Origin of the sequence: Mycobacterium sp. URHD0025, from assembly GCF_000426065.1 — a bacterium.
In the GTDB taxonomy this organism is placed as follows: Bacteria; Actinomycetota; Actinomycetes; order Mycobacteriales; family Mycobacteriaceae; genus Mycobacterium.
Window position 1 is genome coordinate 75,789 of record NZ_AUEQ01000016.1, and the last position, 25,553, is coordinate 101,341.

The following is a 25,553-nucleotide window of genomic DNA, read 5'->3' on the forward strand; positions in this document are numbered from 1 at the left end:
CACTCTTACCGGCTACGTTGGCGGAGGGAGGGTTCATGAAGTTCTCGACAACGATGTTCCAGGACGGCAACAACACCGGTATCGAGGTGCCCGCCGACGTGGTGGAAGCGCTTGCAGCGGGTAAGCGCCCGGCCGTGGTGGTCGACGTGAACGGGTACCGCTACCGGTCGACGATCGCGCCGATGGGCGGAAAGTTCCTGATTCCGTTCAGCGCCGAGCGCCGCAACGAGTCGGGAATCGGCGGTGGCGATGCCATCGATGTCGACCTGACCGTCGACACCGAACCTCGCACCGTGGACGTCCCCGATGACCTGCGGGCCGCGTTGGCGGAGTCACCGGGCGCCGTGGCGAAGTGGGACAGCCTCTCCTACAGCAAGCAGAAGGCCCACGTCGCTTCGGTACAGGCAGCCAAGGCGGCAGACACCCGGGCCCGCCGCATCGCGAAGGTTATTGCTGAGCTAGAGGCTTGAGCCCGTTGTCGGTCTCCGCGTGTTCGCACGCCCGGTGTACGGCGTTGACGATGCCCTGGTAGCCGGTGCAGCGGCAGAAGTTGCCAGACAGACCCTCGCGGATCTCCTCGTCGCTGGGATTCGGGTTGTCCCGCAGCATGGCGGTGATCGAGGTGACGAATCCCGGTGTGCAGAAGCCGCATTGCAGCCCGTGGCACTCCTTGAGCGCGGCCTGGACCGGCGACAGTTGACCGTCCGGGCCCGCGATGCCCTCGACCGTGGTCACCTCCTGGCCGTCCACCTGGACCGCGAACACCAGACATGACCTGACGGCCTGCCCGTCCAACAGGACCGTGCAGGCACCGCAGGCCCCGTGTTCGCAGCCGAGGTGGGTGCCGGTGAGACCGCAGTTCTCCCGCAGGAAATCAGCCAGGGTGACCCGCGGCTCGACCACACCCTGGTAGTCCCGCCCGTTGACCGAAACCGCAACCGGCAGTTCATGCATTGAGCGCCTCCTCGGCGTGCGTGGTTGCCTGGGTCCAGGCTCTGGAAACCATGGCGGCGCCGACCCGGGCCCGGTATGCCGCCGTGCCCTGCAGATCGGAAGGAATGTCGGTGAGCCCGGACACCGCCAGCTGCCCGATCTCGTCGGCGGTGAGGCCGCCGATCGGCGTGCCGATCAATGCCGACTCGGCCGGGGTGGCCCGCAGCGGGGTGGAGCCCAGGCCGAGCAGGCCGATACCGCAGCGGGTGATGCGGTCATCTTCATCGAGTTCGAACCCGACCGCGGCGCCGGCGATCGCAAAATCGCCGTGACGCCGGGCGAATTCGGCGATACCGAAACCGCTCCGACCCGAGGCCACCGGGAAGCGCACGGCGGTGAGGATCTCGTCGGCGGCCAGCGATGTTTCCCACAGTCCGGTGAAGAACTCCGCGGCCGGAATCTGACGGGTCCCGCGTGACGAGGTGGCCTCGATGGTCGCGTCGAGGGCCAGTGCGACGGCAGCGTACTCGGCCGCCGGATCGGCATGCGCGATCGCACCGCCGAGTGTGCCGCGGCTACGGATCTGGAAATGCCCGATGTGCGGGGTGGCCAGGGTCAACAGCGGCACCGAATCGGCGATCTCGTCGTCGAGGCCCACCATGGCGTGCGGGGTGGCCGCGCCGATCCGAACCTCGTTGTCCTGCAGGGCAATGTCGTTCAGCTCGGACAACCGCGAGATGTCGATCAGATTCTCGAAGTGCGTCAGCCGCATGGCCAGCATCGGCACCAGGCTCTGACCGCCTGCCAGGATCTTGGCGTCCTCGCCGTACTCGCTCAGCATGGCCACCGCCTCGGTGACCGTGGCGGGACGGTGATACGCGAAGGGGGCGGACTTCATGACACCAGCCGCAACAGCGCGGCGTGCAGATCCTCGGGCGCCAGCACGCTGTGTCTGCGGCTCTTTCGGCCGGCCCGGCCGATGAGGAAGCCGAGTACGCCCGCGGCGGCGGCCGCGCCGATGGCAGGGGCGAAGCGCTTGGCCATCGGCACCGCCATCACCTTGGCCAGGGCCAGGGCGTTGATCGGGGCGGCTTCCTGGGCCGACTGCGCGGGGGTGCCTGCAGCGGTACCGGTATCGGCGGCTGACGCCGAACCGCCGAGCAGTTCGGCCTCCAGGCTGCGGGCGAACTGGTCGATCAGACTGCCGGATACGTCAGCCAGAACGCCGCGGCCGAACTGGGCTGCCTTGCCGGAGATGGCCAGATCCGTGGTGACCACCACGGTCGTCGAGTCGCCCTCGTCTTTCAGTTGGGCGGTCACGATGGCCGAGGCGGTGCCGTTTCCGCGGGTCTCCTTGCCGTTGGCCTTGAGGACCACGCGCTGAGCGGCCGCGTCCTTTTCCTGGAAGGTGGCATCGCCCTTGTAGGACACCGTGATCGGGCCGACCTTCACCTTGACCGCACCGGTGAAATCGTCACCGTCGACGCTCAGCAGCGTGGCACCGGGTAGGCATGGTGCGACGCGTTCGACGTCGGTGAGCACCTCCCAGGTTTTCGCCGCAGGTACCGCCACCCGGAATTCGTTGTTGAGCTCCACGATCAGTGATCCCTTCCGTGCTGTTCTTGCGAGCGGGGTTCCTGCGCCTGCTCTATGGCTTCGACGATGGCTGCCGGGGTGGCGGGCAATGTGGTGAGAGTGACCCCGAGCGGTGCCAGCGCGTCGTTGACCGCGTTGATGACGGCCGGCGTCGATCCGATGGCCCCGCCCTCGCCCGCGCCCTTGTAGCCTCCGACGCCGGGGCCGGGGATCTCGACGTGGCCGTACTCGATCACCGGTACCTCGGTGGCCGTGGGAAGCAGGTAGTCGACAAATGTTGAGGACAAAGGGTTTCCGGCGTCGTCGTAGGACAGTTTCTCCAGCAGCGCACCGCCGATGCCCTGGACCGTGCCGCCTGCGATCTGTCCTTCGACCACGTTGGGGTTGATCATGGGGCCGACATCCTCGCTGACGATGTAGCGGGTGAGGGTGACGTGCCCGGTGACCACATCGACCTCACAGGTGCACGCATGGGTGGCGTTGGCCCAGTGGATCGGTGCGGTCGGCGGTGCGGTGTAGCGTGCGGTGGCCTCCAGGTTGGCCGACACTCCCGGCGGCAGCATCTGTGGCTCGTAGTGGGCCCGGTATGCCAGATCGGCGAAGCTCACGCTCTTCTCGGGATTGTTGCGCGCGACCGCTTTCGAGCTGCCGAGCTCGATCTCGGACTCCTCGACCTCCAGGCGTGCCGCTGCCATCGCCACCAGTTGGGTGCGCAGGATGGTGCCCGCCTCGTTGACCGCACCCGCGGTCATCGGAGCACTGCGGCTACCCTGGGTGCCCGCGCCGTAAGGGGTCACGGCGGTATCGCCCTGGATGGTCGCGACATCGTCGATGTCGGCACCGAGCGCGTCGGCGGTGAGCTGGATGACGGTGGTCTCCAAGCTGTTTCCGGTGGACCCGCCGTTGACGTACACGTTGATCTTGCCCGTGGGCTCCATCCGGATGGTGCAGCCCTCGCTGGCCAGGTGACCGGTGGCCGCGCCGGTGGGCTCGATGTAGGCCGAGAAGCCAAGTCCGAGATAGCGGCCCTGGGCCAGGGCCTCGGCCTGTTCCTTGCGGAAGCCCTCGTGGTCGAGGATCTTCACGGCCTGCTCGAAGGTCTCGATCGGGGCGACGTGGTCATACGGCATGCCGTTGGGGTTGAAATAGGGCATCTCGTCGCGCCGCAGCAGATTCTTGCGCCTCAGATCCACCGGGTCCATGTCCATCTTGCGGGCGGCGATGTCGAGAAGTATTTCGCGCGTGAGGGTTTCGTACTGCCACGGGCCGCGATAGGCATGCAGGCCCGCAGTGTTGGAGAACACCGTCTTGTAGTTGAAGCTGGCCTTGGGCACCCGGTAGGGGCCGGGGAAGAACATGCCGATCGCGGCGGTGGTCAGCACCGGGTACGGCGTCGGGTACGCGCCGACGTCCTGGATGAAGTCGATGTCGGCGGCCAGGATGTTGCCGTCGTCGTCGAATGCCATGCGCACATCGCCGTCGACGTGACGGGACTGACCGGCCGACATCAGGTTCTCGCGGCGGTCCTCGATCCACTTCAGTGCGGTCGGCACTTTGCGCGCGGCCAGCATGATGCACATGTCTTCGCGCATCGGGACGACCTTCTGGCCGAATCCGCCGCCGGTGTCGCGCATGATGACCCGCACGTGCTGGGCCGGGATGCCGAGCAGACGGGCCGCGAAGGCCCTCAGTTCGTGCGGGGTCTGGGTGGAGGCCCAGATGGTCAGTTCGCCCGAGGTTGCCGACCATTCGGTGACCATGCCGCGCGTCTCGATCGGCACCGGCACATGCATCTGCTGATAGATGTGCTCTTTCACCATATGCGCGGCGGATCCGAAGACTTCTTCGTCGGGCGGCATGCCGGCCATACCGCCGGCATTGTTGTCCGGAAAGGCCTCGTGGACCGACACCTCGGAAGTGAGTGCCTGGCGGAAGTCGGCCAAGGCGGGCAGCGGCTCGTAGTCGACGTCGACAAGGTCCGCCGCGTCCTCGGCGACGTAGCGGCTCGCGGCGATGACGAGGGCCACCGGATCGCCGACGAACTTGACCTCGCCCTCGGCCAGCGGCGGGCGCGGGGTGTCGGCTACGTCCTTGCCCGCGACCGCGTGCCAGGCCTCTTTGGCCTCCGGGTTGAGGTCGGCGGCCGTGAGCACCGCGTGCACGCCGGGAAGCGCCAGGGCTGCCGCGGCATCGATGCTGCTGAACCTGGCGTGCGCGTAGGGGCTGCGGACGAAGCAGGCGTGCAGCATGCCGGGGCGCGTGATGTCGTCGACGTACGTACCGCGTCCGGTGAGCAGCCGGGTGTCCTCCACCCGTTCGACCCGTCTGCCGGCATAGCGGTTTGCGACGGTTTCCGGTGCGGCTGACGCCATAGGATCGCTCCATTCCGTCGGTTTACTCGTGCGCAGCGCTTATGCGCATAACCCAGCTGTCGTCGGAGGTTCCGACGACGTATCAAGAGTGTCGTTATCGTACATCGGAAAGCAACATGCCTGAAGAAGAGAGTGGCATTTCCGCTCGAAACTAGGGTATGCGGCTACTCATGACCCCGCGCTCGGGCCGGCCCAAGCTGAAGTCGGTCGGACAAAGGTGGTGGAGCGACGATGACGACGCAGCCTCTCATTCTGGAACCCCTCGAAGACGCCTCGAACATCGATGACGTCGTACGCAATCTGGATCTGGTGGTCGACTGGTCGATCCGGGCGAAGAGCACCATCGGCTACTTCGCGGTCCTCTACGGGCGAGGCACCGTTGCCGTGCAGGAGGCGGCCAAGCAGGGCAAGTTCCGCGACGCGCAGTGGGTCGAGCAACTCGATGTCTGCTTCGCCAAGCGGTACTTCGACGCACTGAACGCGTTCTTCCACCCGGACCGGTACGACAGGGAGGCGCTGACCCTCCCGTGGGAGGTCGCCTTCCTCGCCCAGCACAATGGCCACGCAACGATGCTGCAGCACATGATCGCCAGCTTGAACGCGCATATCTGCTACGACCTCGGCATCGCCGTGGTCGACCTTTCCGCGAATCGGCTCGAGGAGATCAAACCCGACTTCGAGGGCATCAACGACATCGTCGCCACCCAGACCGAAAGCATGCTGGCCATCGTGCAGCGACGGTCGCCCGCCGTGCGTTGGATCCGCTGGGCGATACCCGGCGAGACGAAGTTCATCCGGACCATCCTCGGCAGGTTCCGGGAGGGCGCATGGCATTTCGCCATCGGTATGGCCCTGAACCCGGAAGCCATGCACGCGAAGCGGGTGAACCAGGTTGCCTGGACGGCGGGCCTCGGGGCCTGGTATCTCGAACCACCCCAGACGTGGTCACCGGCGCCGCTGCTCGTACGCGGCATCGCCAGGAGTGAAAATACCGATGTCGCCGGCAATATCCGGGCGCTGCGGGCATCGCCCGCCAATCCAACCGCACGGCGCGGAATTCGCCAGGGCCTCAGCCGAATTGGCGCAGCACTGCGAGCAGTCCGCTCGCGAGGACGCCGGCCGGCCCGGACACACCGCCCAGATCAACCTGGAGCGGCGGCTTGATCGGACCCAGGCCCAGGCGCCACCGCACCTTGTCGATTCTGCGGAACGGTTCCAGTGCCCGCGGCTCGCGCAGCGGCCACACGGGGCAACGGGACGCTGTGGAACCCGTTGCGTCGAGTATCCCGTTGACCGCGCGGCGGGCGGCCTCGTTGGCGCCTTCCATCGTCGCCAAGTCGGTGTAGGTCCGGACGAAGTCGGCAGCCAGGAAAAGATTCGGTATGGCGGTGACGGCATCAGGGCGGTCGGCCCATGAGCCCTTGGTGTTGATCAGCAGCGGTTCGTCATTCTCGGCCGTGACGATCGACGGGGGCGCGGGCAACTTGATCGCGGGATCGAGAAAGAAGTCGAGCACGTTGGCCTTGGTGAGCGAGCCGTCGTCGAGGTGCGCGGTGAGTTGCGCCCACACCTCCTCGCGAATCTCCTCCTTCGAGCACTCCTTGGCGGTCTTGAGGATCTTGCCGCCCTTCCGCTCCCACTCGGAGATGTCAACCGACAGAATGCCTTCGACACGGCCGTCACCATGCTTCGTCCAATCGAAGCCGCGCCAGAACTGGGCCTGCGAGATTGCGGTCAACGACCACTCGGAGTCGATGAAGATCGCGTGCCCGTGGATCAGGGGTTTGTCGACGTGCAGGTAGAACATCGCGCCGTTCATCCAGTCGGTGTGCAGCCGCGCAAGGCCGGCCAGTCGCGGCTCGCAGGCTTCGAGGGCAGGGGTGACCAATGCCTGCAGGCGCTCCTTCGGCAACGCGGCCACGTAATGGTCGGCCACGATCTGCTCGGCGCTGCCGTTGACCGACATGGATACCCCGGTGATGCGTTTTCCGTCGCAGTCGATTCCGTTGACCCGGCAGCCGTGTCTCAGCGTCACCCCGAGGTCGTCGAGATGCTCGATCCACGGGTCGATCCAGACCGCACTGGTCGGCCCGTCCAGCACCCGGTCCAAGCGGCCGTCGGCGCGCACCAGGTCAAACATCAACTGGCACAGGACCAGACCGCCGGTGCGCGCGGACATCTCGGTCGCCTTCGCCGCCACCAGGGTACGGGTCATGCCCTTGGCGAGGAACTTCTGGAACTGTGGCGAGCGCTGGTCGGCTTGAATGAAATCCCACCAACTCGTGTTCTCCCACTGCCCGAAACGACGTTCTTCGCACGAACACAACAGGGTCAACAACCGTTCGACGAACGCTGTCATCTCGAGAGGCGGAATGCCCAGATCCACGCCGAGGTGCCAGATGGCCTTGATGGTGACCGACAGATCGTCGAGAGAAGACGGGATCTGGGTCGGCGTCACGATCTCATTGGCCCCGTTCGCCTGTGCCAGCATCATCCGCGTCGCCGCCACGAGGTGGTCGGCGACGGTGCGACCGGCGTCCGGGATCCTCACCATGGTGTCCGGCACATGCCGGTAGAAGCCGGGGAAGAACCGGAATCCATGTTCGCCCGGCAGGTCTTCGCGCTGTCCGGTGCCTGATCCGGGCACCGGCATCGACCGTGCTTTGCCTCCGAATGCGCCACGCCCCTCGTAGACCGTCACGTCGAATCCGCGGTCGGCAAGTTCGTGGGCCGCCGTCAGCCCGCCGATGCCACCGCCGAGTACCGCCACGGTGGTCACGACAGTATCCGTTCGGCGCGAATCTGCTCAGGCCACAGGTCGTTTCCGGGGAATCGGGTCGCCACCCGATGCAGCTCGTCACGGTCCCCGTCTCCGAAAAGTTCGAAAGAGTCGAGTAGACAACGTAATTGGAACAGAACGGCATCTTGGCGCCGGGCGAATGCCAATGCCTCGGCAAGTGCGGCACGGCGTGCCGGTTCCGTCGACAATGTGTGGGCGCGCAGCCGCATCAGTTCCGCGTCGTGGAAGTGCATCCCAGTGTCCCCCGCCCGTAGTAGTGACATCTCCAACCGTTCGCGTGCCTTCTCCGGCCGGCCCGCCGCGATCAGCAGACGGCCCACGATCGAGTCGTGAAAAGTGAGATAGACGTTGAGATGCATGAGACGAGATCCGTCGACACGCCTCGCGATGTTCTCGGCGGCGGATTCCAGCGTTGCGGTGTCGGCGCCGGCGCGCAGTGCCGCAGCGGCTTTCACCGTGGCGTGCTCGGTGCTACTCACGACGCGCCACAGGTCCAGTCCGGACTCTTCTGTGCAGCGGCGCATCTCGGCCGAAAGGGCGGCCGCCTCGTCGATCTGGCCAGCCTCCAGGCAGACCCAGATTTCCTTGAAGTAGGTGTGAGCCCGATTGAACGCGTTCAGCGGAAAACCGAGTTCTCCGCAGCGGCACACCGAGTCGGCCAGATGGGCCTTCGCCCCCGGTAGGTCCCCGGCGATGAGGTCGGAGAGGGCGAGGTAGGTGTGGGCGCCCGAGATCGGGTCGGTGTTTCCCCGCCAGGTGGTGTCCAGTTCGCGTGGATCTGCCACGGACCGGTCGGCCAGTGCCCTCAAGAGATGTTCACGGGCAACTGCGAAGTGACCCTCAAGCCAGGTGACCGAACCAAGCGATGAGGCGATCGCCGGATAGAGCCAGGGCCGGTCTTTCGTGATGCTTCCGGCCAGGGAGTCCAAGAGCTCGTGGGCCCGGCGCAGCTCGGCCCGGGGCACGCAGTAGCTCACCAGCGCGGTCAGCGTGGCGAACAGCTCGTCCTTGTACGCGTCTGCGGTGGACAACTGGAGGCAGCGTTCGAAGTCGGCCGGACCGTCGCCGCTCATGCTTCCGTGTGCGGCCCCGATCAGAAAGCCGCGTTCGAGGCGCAGCGCGATTTCCAACTTGTCGCGTCGCGGCCCGATTGCGCATCGGTCCAACTGATTGAGCGCGTTCGTCAGACACGTGCAGGCCTCCGACGCTGCGCCGCGCCGCCTCGCCTCCACGCACGCCTTCTGGTAGGCGATGACGGCCTCATCGAAACACTGCGCACTCTCGTAATGGCGTGCCACCAACCGCCAGTCGGGCTCCATCCCAGTGGCCGCTTGCACCAGCTCACGCGCCACCCTGGCGTGCAGCTCGCGCTGCAGGCTCGGCGGTGCCAGCTCGGCCGCCACTTCGCGGAGCAATTCATGGCGGAATCGCCACCGTTCGCTGCCCTCGGTCTCGAAGACCTGGGCCTCGACCAGTTCGGCGGACACGGTGTCGACGTCGACGTCGGCGTCCACCACCGATCGGAGCAGAGCCAGATCACCACTTCGCCCGATGACTGCCGCCGCTTCCACCACGGGCACGACACCCGGGCGGGTGTGCAGCCGGGCGAAAAGCTGCTCGTACAGCGCCTCGGGCACCTGATCGTTCCCGGCAGCGTCCAAACCGGCCACGACATGCTCGATGTAGAACGGGATCCCGTCACATCGACTGCACACAGCCGTCTTCTGCGCCTCCGTCACGACCGGGTCGAGGGCCTCGATGAGCTCGTTGCACTCGTCGGTGCTCAGTGCGGTGAGTTCGAACGATTCCACCGGCCAGTCAGGCCTGAGCCATTTCCCCTCACGGCCGGTGGCAACCACCAGCAGGCGGCCGTCGGCGTGAGTGAGTAGGGCATCGACCACGTCCGAGGTCGAGGTATCGAACCAGTGCATGTCCTCGGCGAGGATGAGGCCCGCACTGCCATTCAGGCACGCCAAAAGGTATTGGTGAACCGCGGCGCCGATCAACTGGTACAGCGTGAGACCTTCGGCGACGGAAGGCCGGTAGCCGTGTTCGGGTCCGACGCCCAGCACCGGCGCAAGCAGAGGTATCGCCGTCGCTGCATCCATCCCACGCGAACGCAGTTCGGCATCCAGTAGACGCAGCCGCTCGGCGGCGCCGGTGAGCCGATCGATGCCGCAACGGCGTTCCAACAGCCGCCGCACCGGGTACAGACCCGCGTCGGTGTGCAGCGGTGAACCGCGCATCTCGATCACGGTGCCGCCCGATTCCGCAACGAGCTCCGCGGCGGCACGGGCCATCCGGGTCTTGCCGATGCCCGGTTCACCACGGAACGCCACCCCGGCACAGGTCGACACTCCGCTGCGCGCGCGGCGCCAGGTGTTCTCCAGCCAGGCGAGCTCGCGGTGTCGTCCGACCAGCGGCACTGTCCGTGGCGCGGCTGATTGCGGGTATTCCGAAACCACCTGATGGTGGTTCACAGGGCCATCGACTCCCTTGACGGGGGCGGCCGGGCAGGCGGCGAGTTCGAATGTGCCGTCGATCAATGTGGCGACGGCGTCGGACACGGCGACTGTCCCCGGTGCTGCCAGCGACGAGATGCGGGCGGCGAGGTTCGCGGCGAACCCGTAGACGTCGTCCTGGTCGGTGTCGAGGTAGACCACCCCGCGGTGCACACCGACCCGCACGTTGACGGTGACGCCGAACCTGCGCTCGGCCTGTTCGCTGATTCGTGCTACCGCGTGGGTGATGTCCAAAGCCGCGGCAACGGCGCGCCGGACGTCGTTCTCGTGTGGTTTGGGATGGCCGAACACCGCGAGGAGACCATCGCCCTTGGTCGAACTGATATGTCCCTCATAGTGATTGACCAGGCGAGCCACATCCTGGCGGTACCTGCCGACAAGCGTGCGATAGGTCTCTGGTTCGACGCGGGTGGACAGCACGGTCGAGTCCACGAGGTCGATGAACATCAGGGTGAGGCGGCGGATCTCTCCGTGCCCGTCGGATGCGGCGAGCAGATCCTCGGCGTCGGTGTTGCCATGGTCGACGGCCAGCACCTGCTCGGCCAGGGTGGCTGCGGTGGCGCGATCACCCCGGTTGCAGGCACCGACTGCACGATCGAGCAATTCATCGATCGACGTCTGATCCTCGTGGAGGTTCATCTGGTACTCCTGCCCAGAATGGGCAAAGCCTATCTCTGCAGCTATACCGCCCCGATGAAATTGACGGCAAAGCCGAAATGGTGCTTGAACCGGCAATCAAGGCGATGTGATGCAATCAGTCTGTGCGACGCGCCCTGGTTGGCCTGGTTCTGCTGTACGGCATGGTCTGGCCCCCGGTGGCTTTCGCCAAGCCGGCAGCCGAGGCGGGACTGGTCGACATTCGCTCCGTGGTTCCCGACGCGGTGATCGACCTGCGGTACGCGACCAGTGACAACTTCGTCGGCCAGCGGCTCTATCCATCCGGGGCGCCATGCCTGGTGCACGAGTCGATGGCTCCGGGACTGGCGGCCGCCGCGGCCGCGCTACGCCCCGACGTCCTGGTGTTCTGGGACTGCTACCGGCCGCACGAGGTGCAGGTGCGCATGTTTGAGGTGGTGTCCAATCCCAACTGGGTGGCCAGGCCCGGCCCCTATGCCCGCAGCCACGAAGCGGGCCGGTCCGTGGATGTGACGATCGCCGGAGCTGACATGGGCACCGGATTCGACGACTTCACCCCGCGCAGCCTGGCCTACGCCACCGCCGGGATCAGCCCTACCGCCCAGGCCAACCGGACGCGGCTGCGCGAGGCCATGAAGGCCGGAGGGCTGGCCGTCTATTCCGGGGAATGGTGGCATTTCGACGGGCCGGGGGCCGCCGAGCCGCGGCCGTATCTGGACGTACCGCTGGAATAGGCAACCACAGCAGTGCTGCCCCCTGTTCTCCGCGTTTGGAATATGCCAGCATGGGGAACCGTAACGTTCGTCACGATCCGGGTAGGCGTGGAGTCGAAATGAACGTCCTCAAACTGATCCAAGGTGCGATGCTGGTTGCCGCTTGCGCCGTACCGATTGCCCCCATGCCCGCCGCGTCGGCGCAGCCATGCCCCGACGTCGAGGTGGTGTTCGCCCGCGGAACCTATGAGCCGCCGGGTGTCGGTGGGCCGGGGCAATCCTTTGTCGACGCGTTGCGGGCACGCACCGGTGACCGTTCCGTCGAGGTCTATCCGGTGAACTACCAGGCCAGCGGGAACTTCGGCGATCGAATCGAATTCGCCAGGACAGTTGTCGACGGCATCCGCGATGCGGCCAACCACATCAAGGCCACGGCGAAGGACTGCCCCAAGACCAAGGTGGTGCTGGGCGGGTACTCGCAGGGTGCCGTGGTGGCCGGTTTCGTCACCTCGGCCGCCGTGCCGGACGGGATCCCGACCGAGTACAAGCAGTTCATCCCCGACCCCATGCCGCTCGAGGTTGCCGACCATGTGGCCTCGGTGGTGCTGCTGGGCACGCCGTCCGACGAGTTCATGCGTGATATCGGCGCACCCGCGATGGTGATCGGCCCGCGATACAAGGACAAGACCATCGAACTGTGCGAGCCAGGGGACACCATCTGCGACGGGACCCCTGCGGGCGTCCCCAACTTCGCCCACACTGCGTACGTGCTCAACGGGATGCCGGGTCAGGCCGCCGATTTCACGGTGGGCCGGCTCTGACCGTGCTTGTTTGATAACGATATGAAACCTCAATGGTTGCAATATCATCCGTGAGCCCGGGGGCTTTGCTGGACGCCACTATGTTCACTAAGTGCACCGTCGAACGGCCCTCAAGATCCCGCTGGTTCTGGCAGCAGCAGCGGCTCTCCCTCAGGTACTGGCCCCTCTTCCCGTGATCCCGCGCGCGTCCGCGGCACCAGGCCAGTGGCCCGTGGAGCGCGCCAACGCGTGGTATCAGGCGCAGGGCTGGCTTGTCGGCACGAACTTCGTCACGTCCAACGCGATCAACCAGATCGAGATGTTCTCGCCCGGTACCTATGACGCGCGGCGCATCGACAGCGAGTTGGGGGCGTGCCGGTTACTCGGCTTCAACACGGTCCGGGTCTTCCTGCACGACCTGCTCTGGGCGCAGGATCGGGCGGGATTCCAGAGCAGACTGGCCCAATTCGTCGGAATCGCGGCGCGCCAAGGCATCAAACCGCTGTTCGTCTTCTTCGATTCGTGCTGGGATCCGCACCCACAGGTCGGCGCGCAGCGGGCACCGACGCCCGGCGTGCACAACTCGGGCTGGGTACAGAGCCCCGGAGCGCAGCGCATCGACGATCCCCGCTACCGGCCGGTCTTGCGGGATTACGTGGTCGGGGTGATGAGCCAGTTCCGCAACGACAACCGGGTACTGGGCTGGGACCTGTGGAACGAGCCGGACAACCCGGCGAAGCAATACCGCAAGGTCGAGCGCAAGGACAAGATCGACGCCGTCGGAGGACTGCTGCCCCAGGTGTTCGGCTGGGCGCGTTCGGTCAACGCCGTGCAGCCATTGACCAGCGGTGTGTGGCAGGGTAGCTGGGACCGCGGAAGCCGCAGCGAGATGGACAACTTCCAACTCGACAACTCCGACGTCATCTCCTTTCACTCGTATGCCGGTCCTACCGAATTCGAGGCCCGCATCGCCGAGCTCGCTCCGCTGGGACGGCCGATCCTGTGCACCGAGTACCTGGCACGGGACCAGGGCAGCACGGTCGAAGGCGTGCTTCCGGTGGCCAAGCGACACAACGTCGGTGCGTACAGCTGGGGGTTGGTGGCCGGCAAGACCCAGACCTATTTCCCGTGGGATTCGTGGGACAAGCCCTACACCAAGGTGCCGAACGTGTGGTTCAGCGATCTGCTGCAACCGGACGGCCGGCCGTATCGCGACGCGGAATATCAGACCCTTCGAAAGCTGACCACGAGGGTGTGAGTGTTTGGCCGCGGTGAATGCGGGCGACTCAACGGGCTATGGACCAACGTGACGGTGGCCGGCCGATACCGGAAGATGCCCGCAAGGTGACCGAGGGGCAAGAGGAGATTCAGGACGAGTTCGACCGTCGCGGTGAGGATCCCGAGGGCCCGGGATTGCACGAGAGCCACGAGCACATCGCCGACGAGACGTGAACGCGCGCAATCACTCTGCCGTCAATAGGACTGCCCGTTGGCGTAGCGCTCTCGACGGTAGTAGCGCCCGTTCCCGCGGTTGCGGCTCTTGTATGTGGGCAGCTGGGAGTCGCAGTTCGGGCAGACCAGCCGTAGGTTGTCCCGTCGGTTGTTCGTCGGGTCCCCATCGATGTGGTCCATGACCAATACCAGGGGAAGGTCCTGCCATGTACTGGCTGCGCCGCAGATCGCGCAGCAGCCCGACTGGGCTTGAGTCAGGTAGAGCCGGATGTAGTGGCTGTGAAGAGAAGTGATGTACGCCTCCCCGGTTTCCAGCCAACGTTCGGTGTTGGCCTTCTGACGGGCTGATCCCTGACACGCGTTACTGCAGTAGACCTTCTGGCTGCGTTTCGAAAGTGGCGAACCGCAGTTGCGACAGAGCCTCATACGCGGAAGCTACTGGCGTGCACCGACAACAAATGGCAGGCATGGAGCCTCCTATCGGGATTGAACCGATGACATTCCGCTTACAAGGCGAACGCTCTACCACTGAGCTAAGGAGGCGGGTGGAACGCGCCCTAGCTTAACCGGTCAGTCGTCGGCGTCGACAATGCGTTGCGAGACCACGGGCCGCGGGGAGGACCGCCGGGACGAACGGCGCGGCAGCGGGATGCGGTCGGCGATGTTGCTCAGCGGGTTGACCACCTGGCTCAGCGTGATGACCGCGTCGTGCAGGGCGTCGATCGTGGGGGCCAGGGCCTCCAGCCCCGGCGCCAGCCGATTCAAGGTGTCGGCCACATCGGCGAGCTTCAGCAGCGGACCGTCGGGATCGGTCAGGGTATCGAGCAGGCCGCCTTCGGCGAGCAGGCGATCGGCCACCCCGTCCTCGCGCAGCACCCGCTCGAACAGGCCGTCATTGGCCAGCAGCTGGTCGGCCAGTCCGCCCGGCGCGATCACGCGTGACAACGCGCCGTCCTCGGTGGTCAGCCGGTCCAGCAGACCGCCCTCCACAGTGACCTGGTCCACGAGACCGCCGGGGGCCACCGCCCTGGCCACCGCCCCGTTGTCGGCGGTCAACCGGTCCAGCAGGCCACCCTCGGCGGTCAGCTGGTCGACGAGACCGCCCGGTCGTAGCAAACGGTTCACCGGGCCGTTCGGCGCCAGCGCCCGACCGAGCGGGGCGTCGTCGTCCAGCAGCCGCGCGAGCCGGTTGGCCCGCTCCACCGCGTCGTCGAGTCCGAGCAGCCCCGCCATCGACGACCTGCCGCTGAGTGGGTTGGAGTCGGTGATGCCGCGCTGCACCGCGTTGAGCGTCTCGTTGGCGATGCCGAGCCCGGCGTCGGCCACGGCCAACCCGATTCGCACGGGCGCGGTAGCAACCTGGATCAGCGTCTTGCCGAGGTTCATGGCGTCAGTGTAGTTACCCCGATCACAGCTAAACTCACAGGAAGTGCACAGCGTGCATGCAGGTTGAGTTCAAGACGCACCGTCAACATCAGGGAATGGCCATGCCTGCAGTTCCTGAGAGCGTCCCCGAAGCCCGGATCCTCGTCGTCGACGACGAGGCCAACATCGTGGAGCTGCTGTCCGTCAGCTTGAAGTTCCAGGGCTTCGAGGTTCACACGGCGTCCAACGGCGCCGCCGCACTGGACAAGGCCAGGGAAGTCCGGCCCGACGCCGTGATCCTCGACGTGATGATGCCGGGCATGGACGGCTTCGGGCTGCTGCGCCGGCTGCGCGCCGACGGCATCGATGCGCCCGCCCTGTTCCTCACCGCACGCGACAGCCTCCAGGACAAGATCGCCGGCCTGACCCTGGGCGGCGACGACTACGTGACCAAGCCGTTCAGCCTCGAAGAAGTCGTGGCCCGGCTGCGGGTCATCCTGCGCCGGTCCGGCCGGGGCGTCGAAGAACCTCGCAGCGCCAAGCTGTCCTTCGCCGACATCGAACTCGACGAGGACACCCACGAGGTGTGGAAGGCCGGCGAACCGGTATCGCTGTCGCCGACGGAGTTCACGCTGCTGCGGTACTTCATCATCAATGCCGGCACCGTGCTGTCGAAGCCCAAGATCCTCGATCACGTGTGGCGCTACGACTTCGGCGGCGATGTCAACGTCGTCGAGTCCTACGTGTCCTACCTGCGCCGCAAGATCGACACCGGCGACAAGCGCCTGCTGCACACCCTGCGCGGTGTCGGCTACGTTTTGCGCGAGCCGCGCTGACGGTCAGCCCGTCGGCGGCATACTTTTGAGGTGTTTGACCGGGTAGAGCGGCGCGGTGTGCCGTTGCGGGTCGGCCTGGTGGCCGTCGCGCTGGTTCTGGTGGCGTGCGGCCTGCTGGCCTCCGGCGTAGCGGTGACCTCGATCATGCGGCACACAGAGGTCAGCCGCATCGATCAGACGCTGCTCGACGCGGCGGGAAGCTGGGCCCAGGAGCCGCGCCAACTGGCCTCGACGCCCCTGGAAGGGCCGAACCCGGCGCGGCCGCCGTCGAACTTCTACGTCCGCGGCGTCGACCAGGACGGCAGAACCTGGATCGCGATCAACGACCGCGAAGCCGAACCGGAGCTGCCCGACGACAACGACGTCGGCCCGGCACCGGTGACCGTCGAGTCCGTCGGCGCGTCCGATGTGCAGTGGCGCGCCATGACGGTGCGAGGCCCGAACGGCGAGCTCACCACGGTCGCGATCGACCTCTCCGACGTCCAGTCCTCGGTGCGCGCGCTGATCTGGTCGCAGGTCGGCATCGGCACGGTCGTGCTGGTGGTCCTCGGCATCGTCGGCTACGCCGTCGTACACCGCAGCCTGCGTCCGCTCGTCGAGGTGGAACGCACCGCCGCGGCCATCGCGGCCGGCCAGTTGGATCGCCGCGTCCCCGAACGAGATCCGCGCACCGAGGTGGGACGGCTGTCCTCGGCGCTCAACGGCATGCTCGCGCAGATTCAGCGAGCCGTCGCGTCGTCGGACGCCTCGGCCGAGCAGGCGCGCACCTCCGAGGAGCGGATGCGACGCTTCATCACCGACGCCAGCCACGAACTTCGGACGCCGCTGACCACGATCCGCGGATTCGCCGAGTTGTACCGCCAGGGCGCCGCTCGTGACGTCGAGATGCTGATGGGCCGGATCGAAAGCGAATCCCGGCGGATGGGTCTGCTCGTGGAAGACCTGCTGCTGCTGGCCCGCCTCGACGCGCAGCGTCCGCTGGATCAGCATCGCGTCGACCTGCTGACGCTGGCCACCGATGCCGTGCACGACACGCAGTCGATCGCCCCTGGACGCCGGGTACGCATGGAAGTGTTCGACGGGCCCGGAACCCCGGAGGTGCTCGGTGACGAGGCCCGGCTGCGGCAGGTGCTGAGCAACCTGGTGGCCAACGCGGTGCAGCACACCCCCGAAACCGCCGGGATCACCGTGCGCGTCGGCACCGAGGGCGACGACGCCATCATCGAGGTGTGTGACGAGGGCCCCGGAATGAACGAGGACGACGCGCGGCGGGTGTTCGAACGGTTCTACCGTGCCGACACCTCACGCACGAGGGCCAGCGGCGGTACGGGATTGGGACTGTCGATCGTGCATTCGCTCGTGCTGGCCCACGGCGGCACCGTCAAGGTCACCACCGCGCCCGGTCAGGGCTGCCGGTTCACCGTCAGCTTGCCGCGGATTGCAGATCTGCCAGCGCGGCTTTGATCTTGGCCTGCGCCTCGTCGAGGGATTCGGGTGACGGGTTCTGGTCCACGTGGGCGAATCCGAAATCGGCCAGGTTGTAGGCCGGGAAAACATGCACGTGCAGGTGCGGCACCTCAAGGCCGGCGATGATCACGCCGGCACGCTGTGCCCCGAACGCCCGGCACACAGCCTTGCCGATCAGCTGTGACACCTCCATCACCCGGCCGAACACGGCCGGTTCGACATCCTGCCAATTGTCGATCTCGGCCCGGGGCACCACCAGCGTGTGCCCCTGCGTCATCGGCGCGATGGTGAGGAACGCGACGATGTCATCGTCCTGGTAGACGAATCGCCCGGGCAGTTCTCCGTTGATGATCTTCGTGAAGACGGACGCCATGGTCGCCAAGCATAGTGAGCGGCGATCCGGCCCTGCGTCTCACGCCCCCGGGGCGCCCGAGATCAGGCCGTGCAGTTCCTCGACCGACCACGGCGGCGTACTGTGATGGTCGCGGTATCCGATGAAACCGGTTGAGGGCCGGGCGAATTCGCCGATGAACCCGCCCGCGGCGATGAAGATGCGGCCGGTCACGTCCTTAGCCCGGTCGCTTGCCAGGTAGCCGTACGTCGGCGCGACATATTCCGGCGGTGCGGCATCGAGCGCACCTTGCATGCTGACGTCGTCGAGGAGGCCACGCCGATTCAGCTCGGCGATGTGCTGTTCATAGTCCGATCCGGTGGACAGCCGGGTGCGGGCGCCCGGGCACACCACATTGGCCCGTACTCCGTGCTCCTTGAGTTCGGCCGCGATGGCCAGGGTCAGCCCGTTGACCGCCCCCTTGCCCGCCGGATAGCCGCTGCCACCGTAGTCGCCGAGGAAGGCGAAGGAACTGGTGTTGACGATGCTGCCACCGCCCTGGGCCACCATCTTCGGTGCCGCCGCGCGGCACGTCTCGAACACCGTGCCGAGATGCGCGTCGAGAAGTTCGTGAAACTCAGCACTGCTCACATTGAGGATCGAGGACCCGGCCGGTTCGGCGGTACCGGCACAGTTGACCAGGATGTCGAGGCGGCCGTACTCGGCCACACAGGTGTCGACGAGCGCGTCGGCGACCGCCGGGTCAGCGGGTGAACCGGCGTGGGCCACACCGGAAATGGATTCGGCCGCAGCTGTGGCAGCCGCCAGGTCGCGGCCGTTGACCACCACACCCGCACCCTGGGAGGCCAGTAGCTCGGCGACCGCCAGACCGATGCCACGGGTGCCGCCGACCACGATCGCGCCGCGGCCGGCGAGCTCTCCGCCGGTCAGTTCTCTTCCTGCGCAAAGGTCATGGCGTCCATGTTCCAGTAGCCGCGGAGGTTGGTGATCAGGCCTTCGTCGTTCACCTTGTAGGTGAAGACGCCGCGCACGGTGGCGGTGAACCCGTTGGGAAACTTGGTGCGCAGCACCAGAATGTAGGCAATCTCGCTCGGTGAGCTGGACGGGAATGTCTCTTCGCAGGTGACGGTCAGCTCGTTGGGCCCGATGTTGGCGTCGTAGAAAGCGCCGAGGGCTTCCTTGCCGCGCACGCCGGTGCCGTCGGGGTTGGTGACGGCCTCGCCGATCGGGTCCTCGACCACGATGTCGTCGGCCATCAGCGCCAGCCAACCTTCGCGGTCACCGGATTGCACGCACCTCCACGACGACCGGGATGCGACGACCACGGATGTCTCGGTGGTTGTTTCAGTCACGAATGCTCCTCCGGGTAGATGCCGAAATGGCATTCCGGCAGGTGGTCACTCGACCTTTGCCTGCTGGAATGCCATTTCGCGGGTTGAAAAGGGTGTCAGCGATCGGCGTCGGTGTAGCGGATGACGCCGCGGATGTTGCGGCCCTCGAGCATGTCGGCGTAGCCGTCGTTGATCTGCTCCAGCTTGTACTGGCGGGTGACCATGTCATCCAGGTTCAGCCGGCCGGCCTTGTACATGCTCAGCAGCTGTGGGATGTCGTGGTGCGGGTTGCCACCACCGAAGATGGTGCCCTGCAGGCGCTTCTGCAGCAGCGTCAACATCGACAGGTTGAGCTTCACGTCGTTTTCGGCCATGTTGGCCACCGCGGTGGCCACCACGGTGCCGCCCTTGGCGGTGATGTTCATGTAGTGGTCGATGTCCTCGCCCTTGAGCTCGCCGACGGTGACGATCGTCTTGTGCGCCATCCGGCCCTGGGTGACCTCGGCGACGCCGGCCATCGCGGAGAAGATGTCGGGGTAGGCGTGCGTGGCGCCGAACTTGAGCGCGTTGTCCCGTTTGAACTCAACGGGATCCACCGCGAAGACGTTGCGCGCACCCGCGGCCAGCGCGCCCTGCAGCGCACCCGTGCCGACACCGCCGACGCCGACGATGACGACGTCGTCGCCGGGGCGGACGTCGCCGCTACGGACAGCCGAGCCGTAACCGGTGGTGACACCGCAACCCACGAGGCAGGCCACCTCGAAGGGGATGGACGGATCGATCTTCACGACCGAGCTCTTGTGCACCACCATGTAGGGGCTGAAGGTGCCGAGCAGTGTCATCGGGATGACCGGCTGGCCGTTCTTCACGGCGTGGATGCGGTTGGTGCCGTCGGAGACCGCGGTCCCGCTCAGCAGCAGAGCGCCGAGGTCGCACAGGTTGCGCAGGCCCTCCTGGCAGGCCGGACATTCACCACAGGACGGGATGAAGGACAGCACGACGTGGTCGCCGGGCTGGATGTGGTCGACGCCCGGGCCGACCTCGGTCACGATGCCCGCGCCTTCGTGGCCGCCGAGCACCGGGAAACCCGCCATCGGGATGTCACCGGTCACCAGGTGGTGGTCCGAATGGCACATGCCCGAGGCTTCCATCTGAATCTTGACCTCGTCCTTGACGGGGTCACCGATCTCGATCTCCTCGATCGACCACGGTTGGTTGAACTCCCAGATGAGAGCGCCTTTGGTCTTCATCGCGTGTGCCTTCCACTAGAGCCGCTGACCACAGACTAGAGCCATTAGTTGCGTGGGTCACACCCACCCCCAAGCAACTGCTTGGCCGGGAACTACCAGATTTTGACGGGTGCCTCACCGAGCGGGTAGTAGCCGGGCAGCTTGTCGCCGGCCAGCGAACGCTCGATGCGCTTCTGCATCGTGGGGGTGAGATCTCCGGACTCGATGAGCTTCAGGAACGCCTTCTGTACGTGCCCGAAGTCGAAGAAATCCCGCTGCCATTCGATGAGCAGTTGATCGTTGAGCCGGAACCAGCTGCCGCCGATGCCGTAGATCTCGTCCTTGGTGCCGTCGCTCTTGTTGGCGATCTGCTTCCAGAAGCCCACGATCTCGTTCTGCTTCTCATCGATCAGCACGCGCTGGTACTCGTAGACCCAGTTCTCCAGGCCTTCCATCTCCAGACCCAGTGCCACGTCGCGGATTTCGTCGCGACCGACGCACATCACGTCTTCCTTGGGCCCGATGTTCCAGCCGTAGGTCGCGTCCTCGGTGTAGAAGTCGGCCAGCGGCTTCCAGTCACCGGCCTTCTCGGCCTCCTGATTGGCCTTGAGCCAGCGGTCGGACCATGCTTCGAGGGCTTCTCTTTTGGAGGATGAAGTCATTGTCATTCCTTCTCTTTCACGGATAGTGCTTGGGTAGGACACATCTCGACAGCCATCTCGACGGCCTCGCGCATATCGTCGGGTGGTTCATGATCGAGGATCTCGACGACGCCGCGTTTGGGCACCCGGAACACGTCGGGAGCCTCCAGCTCGCACATGGCGTGGCCTTGGCACAGGTCCTCATCGACCTCAACGCGGTAGCAACCCATTTCAGGCCTTGACACGCCTGCGGTAGCGGACCTTGGCCGGCTGGGCCAGCTGCACGACCATCTTGGAGTGGTCGTTCTGGTAGCTCTCCGACGGCTGCGACATCTCGAACTCGTACTCGCGCAACAGGACGGAGAAGATCGCCTTGATCTGCATCTGGGCGAACGCGGCACCCACGCAGCGGTGCTTGCCCGCCCCGAACGGGATCCAGGTCCACCGGTTGATCAGATCTTCCTGGCGCGGCTTCTCGTAGCGGGCGGGATCGAAGGCCTCCGGATCGGGGAAGTCCTCGGGGATGCGGTTGGAGATTGCCGGCGAGGCCGCCACCATCTGGCCCTTGTGGATCGGGCGACCGGCCACCTCGAACTCGTCCTGGGCCACCCGCATCAGGATGATCAGCGGCGGATGCAGGCGGAGAGTTTCCTTGAGCGAGTTGTCCAGCTTCGGGATCTGGCGCAGCGCATGGAAACTCACCTCCTGGCCGTCGGCGTAGAGCTCATCGAGCTCTTGCTGCACCTGTGCGTACACGTCGGGGTTGCGCAGCAGTTCGATGAGAGTCCACGACGAGGTACCCGAGCTGGTGTGGTGCCCGGCGAACATCAGCGAGATGAACATGCCGGTGACCTCGTTGGCGGAGAACCGGTGATTGCCTTCCTCATCTTTGATGGACACCAGCACGTCGAGCAGATCGCGATCCTCTTTGCCCTTCGGCGGGTTGGCGATCCGGCCGTCCATGATCTCCTGCACCAGCGCGACGAGTTTGACGCGCGACTCGTCACGGATGCGAAAGCTCTCGATGTCCAGGTACGGATCGACGTAGCACAGCGGGTCGGTGCCGCGCTCCAACTGGTGGTAGTACTCGGCGAACCGGCGGTCGAGCTGCTCGCGGAACTTCAGCCCGATCAGGCAAGCCGTCGAGGTGTAGATCGTCAACTCGGAGAAGAAATCGAGCAGCTCGATCTCGCCCTCGTCGCCCCAGTCGGCGATGATCTTCTTGACCTCGTTCTCGATGGTCGCCGCGTGGCCCTTCATCTGCTCACCGCGCAGCGCGGTGTTGTGCAGCATCTCGGCCCGACGCTCCGGGTCGGCGTCGAACACCACACCCTCGCCGAAGATCGGCGTCATGAACGGGTAGGCCTCGGCCTGGTTGAGCTCGCTGTCGCTGGAGCGGAAGAAGAATTCGTTGGCCTCTGCGCCGCTCAGCAGCAGCACCTGCTTGTCGGCGAGCTGGAACCAGCCGACGTCGCCACATTCGTCACGGATGCGCTGCATCAGACCGATCGGATCGGTGCGGAATTCTTCGAGGTGGCCGTGTTCCTCGCCTTCACCACCCGAAACGCGTTGCACTTCCTTGAGTTCTGAGCTTGTCATTATCCTTGTCAGCCTTCCACTTTCAGCTTCTGGCGATCCTTGACATCGGCGAGTGGAGCTTCGGGCTGAATCTCCAGTTCGGCGATGAAGCCGCCGCGCGGGGTTTCCGCGACGAAGGTGATGGCCCGCGCGAGATCGGCTGCGCGCAGGAAGTAGTCGTGCCGGGCCTGGCCCCACTTGGCCCAGTCCTCGAGCATCTCGCCGACCTTGTCCATCGGCGCACTCCAGCCCATGGCGGTCTTGGTAGGTCCTGGATGGACAACGGATGCGCGCACACCGGTGCCCTCCAGCTCCATCTGCAGGGTCTTGGCCATGCCCAGTAGGCCGGCTTTGGCCGCGCCGTAGCCGCCCATGTACGGCCGCGGCCGCAGGGACACGTCAGAGCCGACGAAGATGATGTCGCCGCGCCGACGTTCGACCATGCCCGGAAGCACCGCAGTGGCAAGGCGATTGGCCCCGATGAGGTGAATCTGGATCTGATTCTCGAATTCGTCGGTGCTGATCTCGTGGAGCTGGCCGAAGAACGTGTCACCGGCACCGGCCACCAGCAGCTCGATGTCGCCGAGGGCCTCGGTGGCGCCGTGTACGAACGACTTGACCGACTGGGCGTCGGTGACGTCGAGCGGCAACGCGACCGCCTCTCCACCGGCAGCCGTGATCTGGTCGACCAGCTCCTGGCATTTCTCGACACGGCGTGCGCCGAGGGCGACCGGGAAGCCGTGTGCGGCCAGCTCGGTCGCCGTGGCGGCGCCGATGCCGGATGATGCACCGGCCACGATGGCCGGTCTGCGGTCGGGATGAGGTTCGAATCGGGCCATTTACGTGCCTTTACGTTGATGGGTTTGTGCGGGGGACACCGCAATTGGGCTTCAGCGGTGGGACACCGAAATAGGGAGATGAGCGAATCCGCGGACACTGCTGGAATGGACGCGGACGGCGTTGGCCTCGTCGACCTCGTATCCGCGGATTCGCTTGAACAACTCGGTCAGCGCCACCCGGGCCTCCATGCGGGCGAGGTGCGCGCCCAGGCAGAAGTGGGCGCCGCTGCCGAAACTCACCAGCTTCGAACCGATGTCACGGCCGATCCGGTATTCGTCGGGGTTTTCGAAAACGCGCTCGTCGCGGTTGGCCGAGCCGGCAAGCAACACCAGCACATCGCCGGCCGGCACCGTGGTGTCGTAGAACGTCATGTCCTCGACGACCGCGCGGGCGAGGATCTGGCTGGAGGTGTCGTACCGCAACGTCTCCTCGATCCACGGTGAGATCAGGTCGTGGTCGTCGAAAACCGGGGCCAGCTGATCGGGGTTCTTGAAACCCCAATACGCGGCGTTGGCAAGCAGCTTCGTGGTGGTCTCATTACCGGCGACGACCATCAGGAACAGGAACGCCATGATCTCGTCGTCGGTGAGCTTGTCCCCGTCGATCTCGGCCTCCACCAGCGCCGAGGTCAGGTCGTCGCTGATCGCCTTGCGGCGCTGCTTCACCATATCGGCGTAGTAGACCAGCAGCTCGCCGGATGCCGCGATGGCGGATTCCGGGACGTCTGCGAGGCCGTCCTCGCGGTGCATGACCCCGTCGGCCAGTGCGCGGATCCGCACACGGTCCTCCACCGGCACACCCATCAGCTCGGAGATGACGTCCATCGGCAACTTGCCGGCGAAATCGTCGACGTAATCGAAGGTGTTGTTCTGCAACGCCTCGTCGAGGTGCTGCACCGCGATCTCGGTGACCCGGGCCTCCAGTTCGCGGATGCGCCGCGGGGTGAAGCCCTTGGACACCAGGGTGCGCAACCGCAAATGGGCCGGATCGTCCAGGGCGAGAAAGGACATCACCCGGTGGGCCTCGTCGTTGCGCGAGATCGGGTCGAGCGAGACGCCGTGCTTGTTGGACAGCGCGACGCTGTTGCGGAAGCCGGCCACGACGTCCTTGTGCCGGGACAGCGCCCAGAACTTGCGCTCGTCGTTGCGGTACAGCGGCGCCTCGTCGCGCAGGCGGCGGTAGTACGGATACGGATCTTCGTGGAAGTCGTAGTCGTACGGGTCGAGGATCGGCTCGACGGCATTCACGGTCATTTGTCTTCTCCCAGGCTCAAGTTCATCGGTCCTCTCCGAGACTCCTGTCATCGGTCCTCTCCGAGACTCCTGTCATCGGTCCTCTCCGAGGACGAGTCCGACCACGTACGTCAATCGGTCCGCAATCTGGTGGTAGGTGAAGGCGCCACTGCCGGCATTGACCAGGGCGCCGAAGAACGTCATCTCCAGGGCGGAGACGATGCGGGCATCGGCATCCGGCCCGACGGCCGACCGGATGCGCTTGTGGATCTCCGCGCCGATGCGGTCGCGCACCTTGCGCACCGCCGGATCGGTGCCGCCACCCAGCAGGGCTGTGGTGCAGGCGGCAGCGACCTCGGGCTCATCGGCGACCACCAGGGTCAACGCGCGCAGCGCCTTGTCGACGCGGGTGGTCATGGACTCGTTCACGTCGGTGAAATACGGGCACCGGCTGACCAGGTCCAGGTACATCTCCGCGATCAGGTGGTTCTTCGACGAGAAGTACGTGTAGGCCGTGGCGGGGGCGACTCCGGCGCGTGCCGCGACCGCGCGCACCGTCAGATCGGCGTAGGACGACTCGCGCAACATCTCGATCCCGGCGGTCAGGACCTTGCGGAAGGTCTCTTCCTGCCGACGGTTGCGCGGGGCTTCCTTGCCTGGCTCCGGAGCTGGTTCTGTGACTGCCGACACCGCATCGCTGGACACATGTCCAAGTTATCCGACGATGTCGAGGTTGAGCAAGTATGGATCCCGACCTGCCGCGATGAGCAGTGCATTTCTTTAGCAGGCATGGCCCGGTGGGGTAGGCGCTTGCGGCTCGACATTGTCTGCGGCTATCGTTCGAGACGAGACAGCCGG

At 65.8% G+C, this 25,553-nt stretch carries 26 protein-coding genes and 1 tRNA gene; 8 read left to right on the forward strand and 19 right to left on the reverse strand.

Annotated elements, in window-relative coordinates; genetic code table 11:
• The first annotated feature begins 35 nt into the window (after nt 1-35).
• Entirely contained in the window at nt 36-470 is a 435-nt protein-coding gene (locus H977_RS0124470; RefSeq protein WP_029110336.1) for a YdeI/OmpD-associated family protein, read from the forward strand.
• Here the strand turns inward: H977_RS0124470 and H977_RS0124475 are convergent.
• From H977_RS0124475 to H977_RS0124490, 4 genes are read right to left on the reverse strand one after another with little or no spacing between them, the layout of a single operon-like run.
• On the reverse strand, nt 448-954 hold the full coding sequence (locus tag H977_RS0124475; RefSeq protein WP_029110337.1) for a (2Fe-2S)-binding protein: 507 nt from the start codon (nt 952-954) through the stop codon (nt 448-450). The genes H977_RS0124470 and H977_RS0124475 overlap by 23 nt on opposite strands.
• On the reverse strand, nt 947-1,831 hold the full coding sequence (locus H977_RS0124480) for an FAD binding domain-containing protein (protein WP_029110338.1): 885 nt from the start codon (nt 1,829-1,831) through the stop codon (nt 947-949). The genes H977_RS0124475 and H977_RS0124480 overlap by 8 nt, the downstream gene beginning before the upstream one ends.
• Nucleotides 1,828-2,529 (reverse strand): SRPBCC family protein, encoded by a 702-nt coding sequence (locus H977_RS0124485; RefSeq protein WP_029110339.1) that lies wholly within the window; start codon nt 2,527-2,529, stop codon nt 1,828-1,830. Before H977_RS0124485 ends, H977_RS0124480 begins: the two co-directional genes overlap by 4 nt.
• Before the next feature lie 2 nt (nt 2,530-2,531).
• Complete coding sequence (locus H977_RS0124490) at nt 2,532-4,901, reverse strand: xanthine dehydrogenase family protein molybdopterin-binding subunit (RefSeq protein ID WP_029110340.1); 2,370 nt, start codon at nt 4,899-4,901, stop codon at nt 2,532-2,534.
• Nucleotides 4,902-5,132: 231 nt separating this feature from the next.
• Here H977_RS0124490 and H977_RS33845 point away from each other — a divergent pair, with 231 nt between their 5' ends.
• A complete protein-coding gene (locus H977_RS33845) occupies nt 5,133-6,065 on the forward strand; it encodes a DUF5995 family protein (RefSeq protein ID WP_051289046.1) in 933 nt (310 codons plus the stop codon).
• On the opposite strand, the gene H977_RS0124500 is transcribed toward H977_RS33845, so the two are convergent.
• Nucleotides 5,971-7,680: a hydroxysqualene dehydroxylase gene (locus tag H977_RS0124500; protein WP_029110341.1), complete on the reverse strand. Its 1,710-nt coding sequence runs from the start codon at nt 7,678-7,680 to the stop codon at nt 5,971-5,973. The genes H977_RS33845 and H977_RS0124500 overlap by 95 nt on opposite strands.
• A complete protein-coding gene (locus tag H977_RS0124505) occupies nt 7,677-10,862 on the reverse strand; it encodes an ATP-binding protein (RefSeq protein ID WP_029110342.1) in 3,186 nt (1,061 codons plus the stop codon). Before H977_RS0124505 ends, H977_RS0124500 begins: the two co-directional genes overlap by 4 nt.
• Nucleotides 10,863-11,023: 161 nt before the next feature.
• Between H977_RS0124505 and H977_RS0124510 the strand changes: the two genes are divergently transcribed.
• The 4 genes from H977_RS0124510 to H977_RS35420 all read left to right on the forward strand — a co-directional run bounded on the left by H977_RS0124510 (nt 11,024) and on the right by H977_RS35420 (nt 13,824).
• Entirely contained in the window at nt 11,024-11,593 is a 570-nt protein-coding gene (locus H977_RS0124510) for a M15 family metallopeptidase (protein ID WP_081681841.1), read from the forward strand.
• Between the two features lie 98 nt (nt 11,594-11,691).
• Nucleotides 11,692-12,393, forward strand: coding sequence for a cutinase family protein (locus tag H977_RS0124515; protein WP_029110344.1), 702 nt, complete (start codon nt 11,692-11,694; stop codon nt 12,391-12,393).
• 91 nt (nt 12,394-12,484) lie between these two features.
• Nucleotides 12,485-13,630 carry a glycoside hydrolase 5 family protein gene (locus H977_RS0124520; RefSeq protein WP_029110345.1) on the forward strand — a complete coding sequence of 382 codons (1,146 nt, stop codon included), beginning with the start codon at nt 12,485-12,487 and terminating at the stop codon, nt 13,628-13,630.
• Nucleotides 13,631-13,668: 38 nt separating this feature from the next.
• Complete coding sequence (locus H977_RS35420; protein ID WP_155946809.1) at nt 13,669-13,824, forward strand: hypothetical protein; 156 nt, start codon at nt 13,669-13,671, stop codon at nt 13,822-13,824.
• A 21-nt stretch (nt 13,825-13,845) separates the two neighbouring features.
• On the opposite strand, the gene H977_RS0124530 is transcribed toward H977_RS35420, so the two are convergent.
• From H977_RS0124530 to H977_RS0124540, 3 genes are all read right to left on the reverse strand, one after another.
• On the reverse strand, nt 13,846-14,250 hold the full coding sequence (locus tag H977_RS0124530; protein WP_029110346.1) for an HNH endonuclease: 405 nt from the start codon (nt 14,248-14,250) through the stop codon (nt 13,846-13,848).
• Between the two features lie 42 nt (nt 14,251-14,292).
• Nucleotides 14,293-14,367, reverse strand: a tRNA-Thr gene (locus H977_RS0124535).
• A 27-nt stretch (nt 14,368-14,394) separates the two neighbouring features.
• Nucleotides 14,395-15,210 carry a hypothetical protein gene (locus H977_RS0124540; RefSeq protein WP_029110347.1) on the reverse strand — a complete coding sequence of 272 codons (816 nt, stop codon included), beginning with the start codon at nt 15,208-15,210 and terminating at the stop codon, nt 14,395-14,397.
• A 95-nt stretch (nt 15,211-15,305) separates the two neighbouring features.
• Here H977_RS0124540 and H977_RS0124545 point away from each other — a divergent pair, with 95 nt between their 5' ends.
• Nucleotides 15,306-16,025, forward strand: a complete 720-nt coding sequence (locus tag H977_RS0124545; RefSeq protein WP_003879841.1) for a response regulator transcription factor — start codon at nt 15,306-15,308, stop codon at nt 16,023-16,025.
• Between the two features lie 30 nt (nt 16,026-16,055).
• Nucleotides 16,056-17,489 carry a sensor histidine kinase gene (locus H977_RS0124550; RefSeq protein ID WP_029110348.1) on the forward strand — a complete coding sequence of 478 codons (1,434 nt, stop codon included), beginning with the start codon at nt 16,056-16,058 and terminating at the stop codon, nt 17,487-17,489.
• Here the strand turns inward: H977_RS0124550 and H977_RS0124555 are convergent.
• The 10 genes from H977_RS0124555 to H977_RS0124600 all read right to left on the reverse strand — a co-directional run bounded on the left by H977_RS0124555 (nt 17,449) and on the right by H977_RS0124600 (nt 25,400).
• Nucleotides 17,449-17,865 (reverse strand): HIT family protein, encoded by a 417-nt coding sequence (locus H977_RS0124555; protein WP_029110349.1) that lies wholly within the window; start codon nt 17,863-17,865, stop codon nt 17,449-17,451. The genes H977_RS0124550 and H977_RS0124555 overlap by 41 nt on opposite strands.
• A gap of 39 nt (nt 17,866-17,904) precedes the next feature.
• Nucleotides 17,905-18,741 carry an SDR family NAD(P)-dependent oxidoreductase gene (locus H977_RS0124560; protein ID WP_036477115.1) on the reverse strand — a complete coding sequence of 279 codons (837 nt, stop codon included), beginning with the start codon at nt 18,739-18,741 and terminating at the stop codon, nt 17,905-17,907.
• A 29-nt stretch (nt 18,742-18,770) separates the two neighbouring features.
• On the reverse strand, nt 18,771-19,229 hold the full coding sequence (locus tag H977_RS0124565) for a nuclear transport factor 2 family protein (protein ID WP_051289047.1): 459 nt from the start codon (nt 19,227-19,229) through the stop codon (nt 18,771-18,773).
• 62 nt (nt 19,230-19,291) lie between these two features.
• Nucleotides 19,292-20,425, reverse strand: a complete 1,134-nt coding sequence (locus H977_RS0124570) for an NDMA-dependent alcohol dehydrogenase (protein WP_029110352.1) — start codon at nt 20,423-20,425, stop codon at nt 19,292-19,294.
• A 92-nt stretch (nt 20,426-20,517) separates the two neighbouring features.
• Nucleotides 20,518-21,066: a nuclear transport factor 2 family protein gene (locus H977_RS0124575; protein WP_029110353.1), complete on the reverse strand. Its 549-nt coding sequence runs from the start codon at nt 21,064-21,066 to the stop codon at nt 20,518-20,520.
• 2 nt (nt 21,067-21,068) lie between these two features.
• Nucleotides 21,069-21,275, reverse strand: a complete 207-nt coding sequence (fdx, locus tag H977_RS0124580; protein ID WP_029110354.1) for a ferredoxin Fdx — start codon at nt 21,273-21,275, stop codon at nt 21,069-21,071.
• 1 nt (nt 21,276) lies between these two features.
• A complete protein-coding gene (gene cyp51 / locus H977_RS0124585) occupies nt 21,277-22,644 on the reverse strand; it encodes a lanosterol 14-alpha demethylase (protein WP_029110355.1) in 1,368 nt (455 codons plus the stop codon).
• Nucleotides 22,645-22,652: 8 nt separating this feature from the next.
• A complete protein-coding gene (locus H977_RS0124590) occupies nt 22,653-23,462 on the reverse strand; it encodes an SDR family oxidoreductase (RefSeq protein WP_029110356.1) in 810 nt (269 codons plus the stop codon).
• A gap of 51 nt (nt 23,463-23,513) precedes the next feature.
• Complete coding sequence (locus tag H977_RS0124595) at nt 23,514-24,716, reverse strand: cytochrome P450 (protein ID WP_029110357.1); 1,203 nt, start codon at nt 24,714-24,716, stop codon at nt 23,514-23,516.
• A gap of 72 nt (nt 24,717-24,788) precedes the next feature.
• Nucleotides 24,789-25,400: a TetR family transcriptional regulator gene (locus H977_RS0124600; RefSeq protein WP_029110358.1), complete on the reverse strand. Its 612-nt coding sequence runs from the start codon at nt 25,398-25,400 to the stop codon at nt 24,789-24,791.
• Nucleotides 25,401-25,553: the final 153 nt, after the last annotated feature.

Coding starts and splice junctions, on each gene's coding strand:
- H977_RS0124470 (WP_029110336.1), top strand. CDS start 36: ATGAAGTTCTCGACAACGATGTTCCAGGACGGCAACAACACCGGTATC.
- H977_RS0124475 (WP_029110337.1), bottom strand. CDS start 954: ATGCATGAACTGCCGGTTGCGGTTTCGGTCAACGGGCGGGACTACCAG.
- H977_RS0124480 (WP_029110338.1), bottom strand. CDS start 1,831: ATGAAGTCCGCCCCCTTCGCGTATCACCGTCCCGCCACGGTCACCGAG.
- H977_RS0124490 (WP_029110340.1), bottom strand. CDS start 4,901: ATGGCGTCAGCCGCACCGGAAACCGTCGCAAACCGCTATGCCGGCAGA.
- H977_RS33845 (WP_051289046.1), top strand. CDS start 5,133: ATGACGACGCAGCCTCTCATTCTGGAACCCCTCGAAGACGCCTCGAAC.
- H977_RS0124505 (WP_029110342.1), bottom strand. CDS start 10,862: ATGAACCTCCACGAGGATCAGACGTCGATCGATGAATTGCTCGATCGT.
- H977_RS0124510 (WP_081681841.1), top strand. CDS start 11,024: ATGGTCTGGCCCCCGGTGGCTTTCGCCAAGCCGGCAGCCGAGGCGGGA.
- H977_RS0124515 (WP_029110344.1), top strand. CDS start 11,692: ATGAACGTCCTCAAACTGATCCAAGGTGCGATGCTGGTTGCCGCTTGC.
- H977_RS35420 (WP_155946809.1), top strand. CDS start 13,669: ATGGACCAACGTGACGGTGGCCGGCCGATACCGGAAGATGCCCGCAAG.
- H977_RS0124530 (WP_029110346.1), bottom strand. CDS start 14,250: ATGAGGCTCTGTCGCAACTGCGGTTCGCCACTTTCGAAACGCAGCCAG.
- H977_RS0124540 (WP_029110347.1), bottom strand. CDS start 15,210: ATGAACCTCGGCAAGACGCTGATCCAGGTTGCTACCGCGCCCGTGCGA.
- H977_RS0124545 (WP_003879841.1), top strand. CDS start 15,306: ATGGCCATGCCTGCAGTTCCTGAGAGCGTCCCCGAAGCCCGGATCCTC.
- H977_RS0124555 (WP_029110349.1), bottom strand. CDS start 17,865: ATGGCGTCCGTCTTCACGAAGATCATCAACGGAGAACTGCCCGGGCGA.
- H977_RS0124565 (WP_051289047.1), bottom strand. CDS start 19,229: ATGCCATTTCGGCATCTACCCGGAGGAGCATTCGTGACTGAAACAACC.
- H977_RS0124570 (WP_029110352.1), bottom strand. CDS start 20,425: ATGAAGACCAAAGGCGCTCTCATCTGGGAGTTCAACCAACCGTGGTCG.
- H977_RS0124575 (WP_029110353.1), bottom strand. CDS start 21,066: ATGACTTCATCCTCCAAAAGAGAAGCCCTCGAAGCATGGTCCGACCGC.
- fdx (WP_029110354.1), bottom strand. CDS start 21,275: ATGGGTTGCTACCGCGTTGAGGTCGATGAGGACCTGTGCCAAGGCCAC.
- cyp51 (WP_029110355.1), bottom strand. CDS start 22,644: ATGACAAGCTCAGAACTCAAGGAAGTGCAACGCGTTTCGGGTGGTGAA.
- H977_RS0124590 (WP_029110356.1), bottom strand. CDS start 23,462: ATGGCCCGATTCGAACCTCATCCCGACCGCAGACCGGCCATCGTGGCC.
- H977_RS0124595 (WP_029110357.1), bottom strand. CDS start 24,716: ATGACCGTGAATGCCGTCGAGCCGATCCTCGACCCGTACGACTACGAC.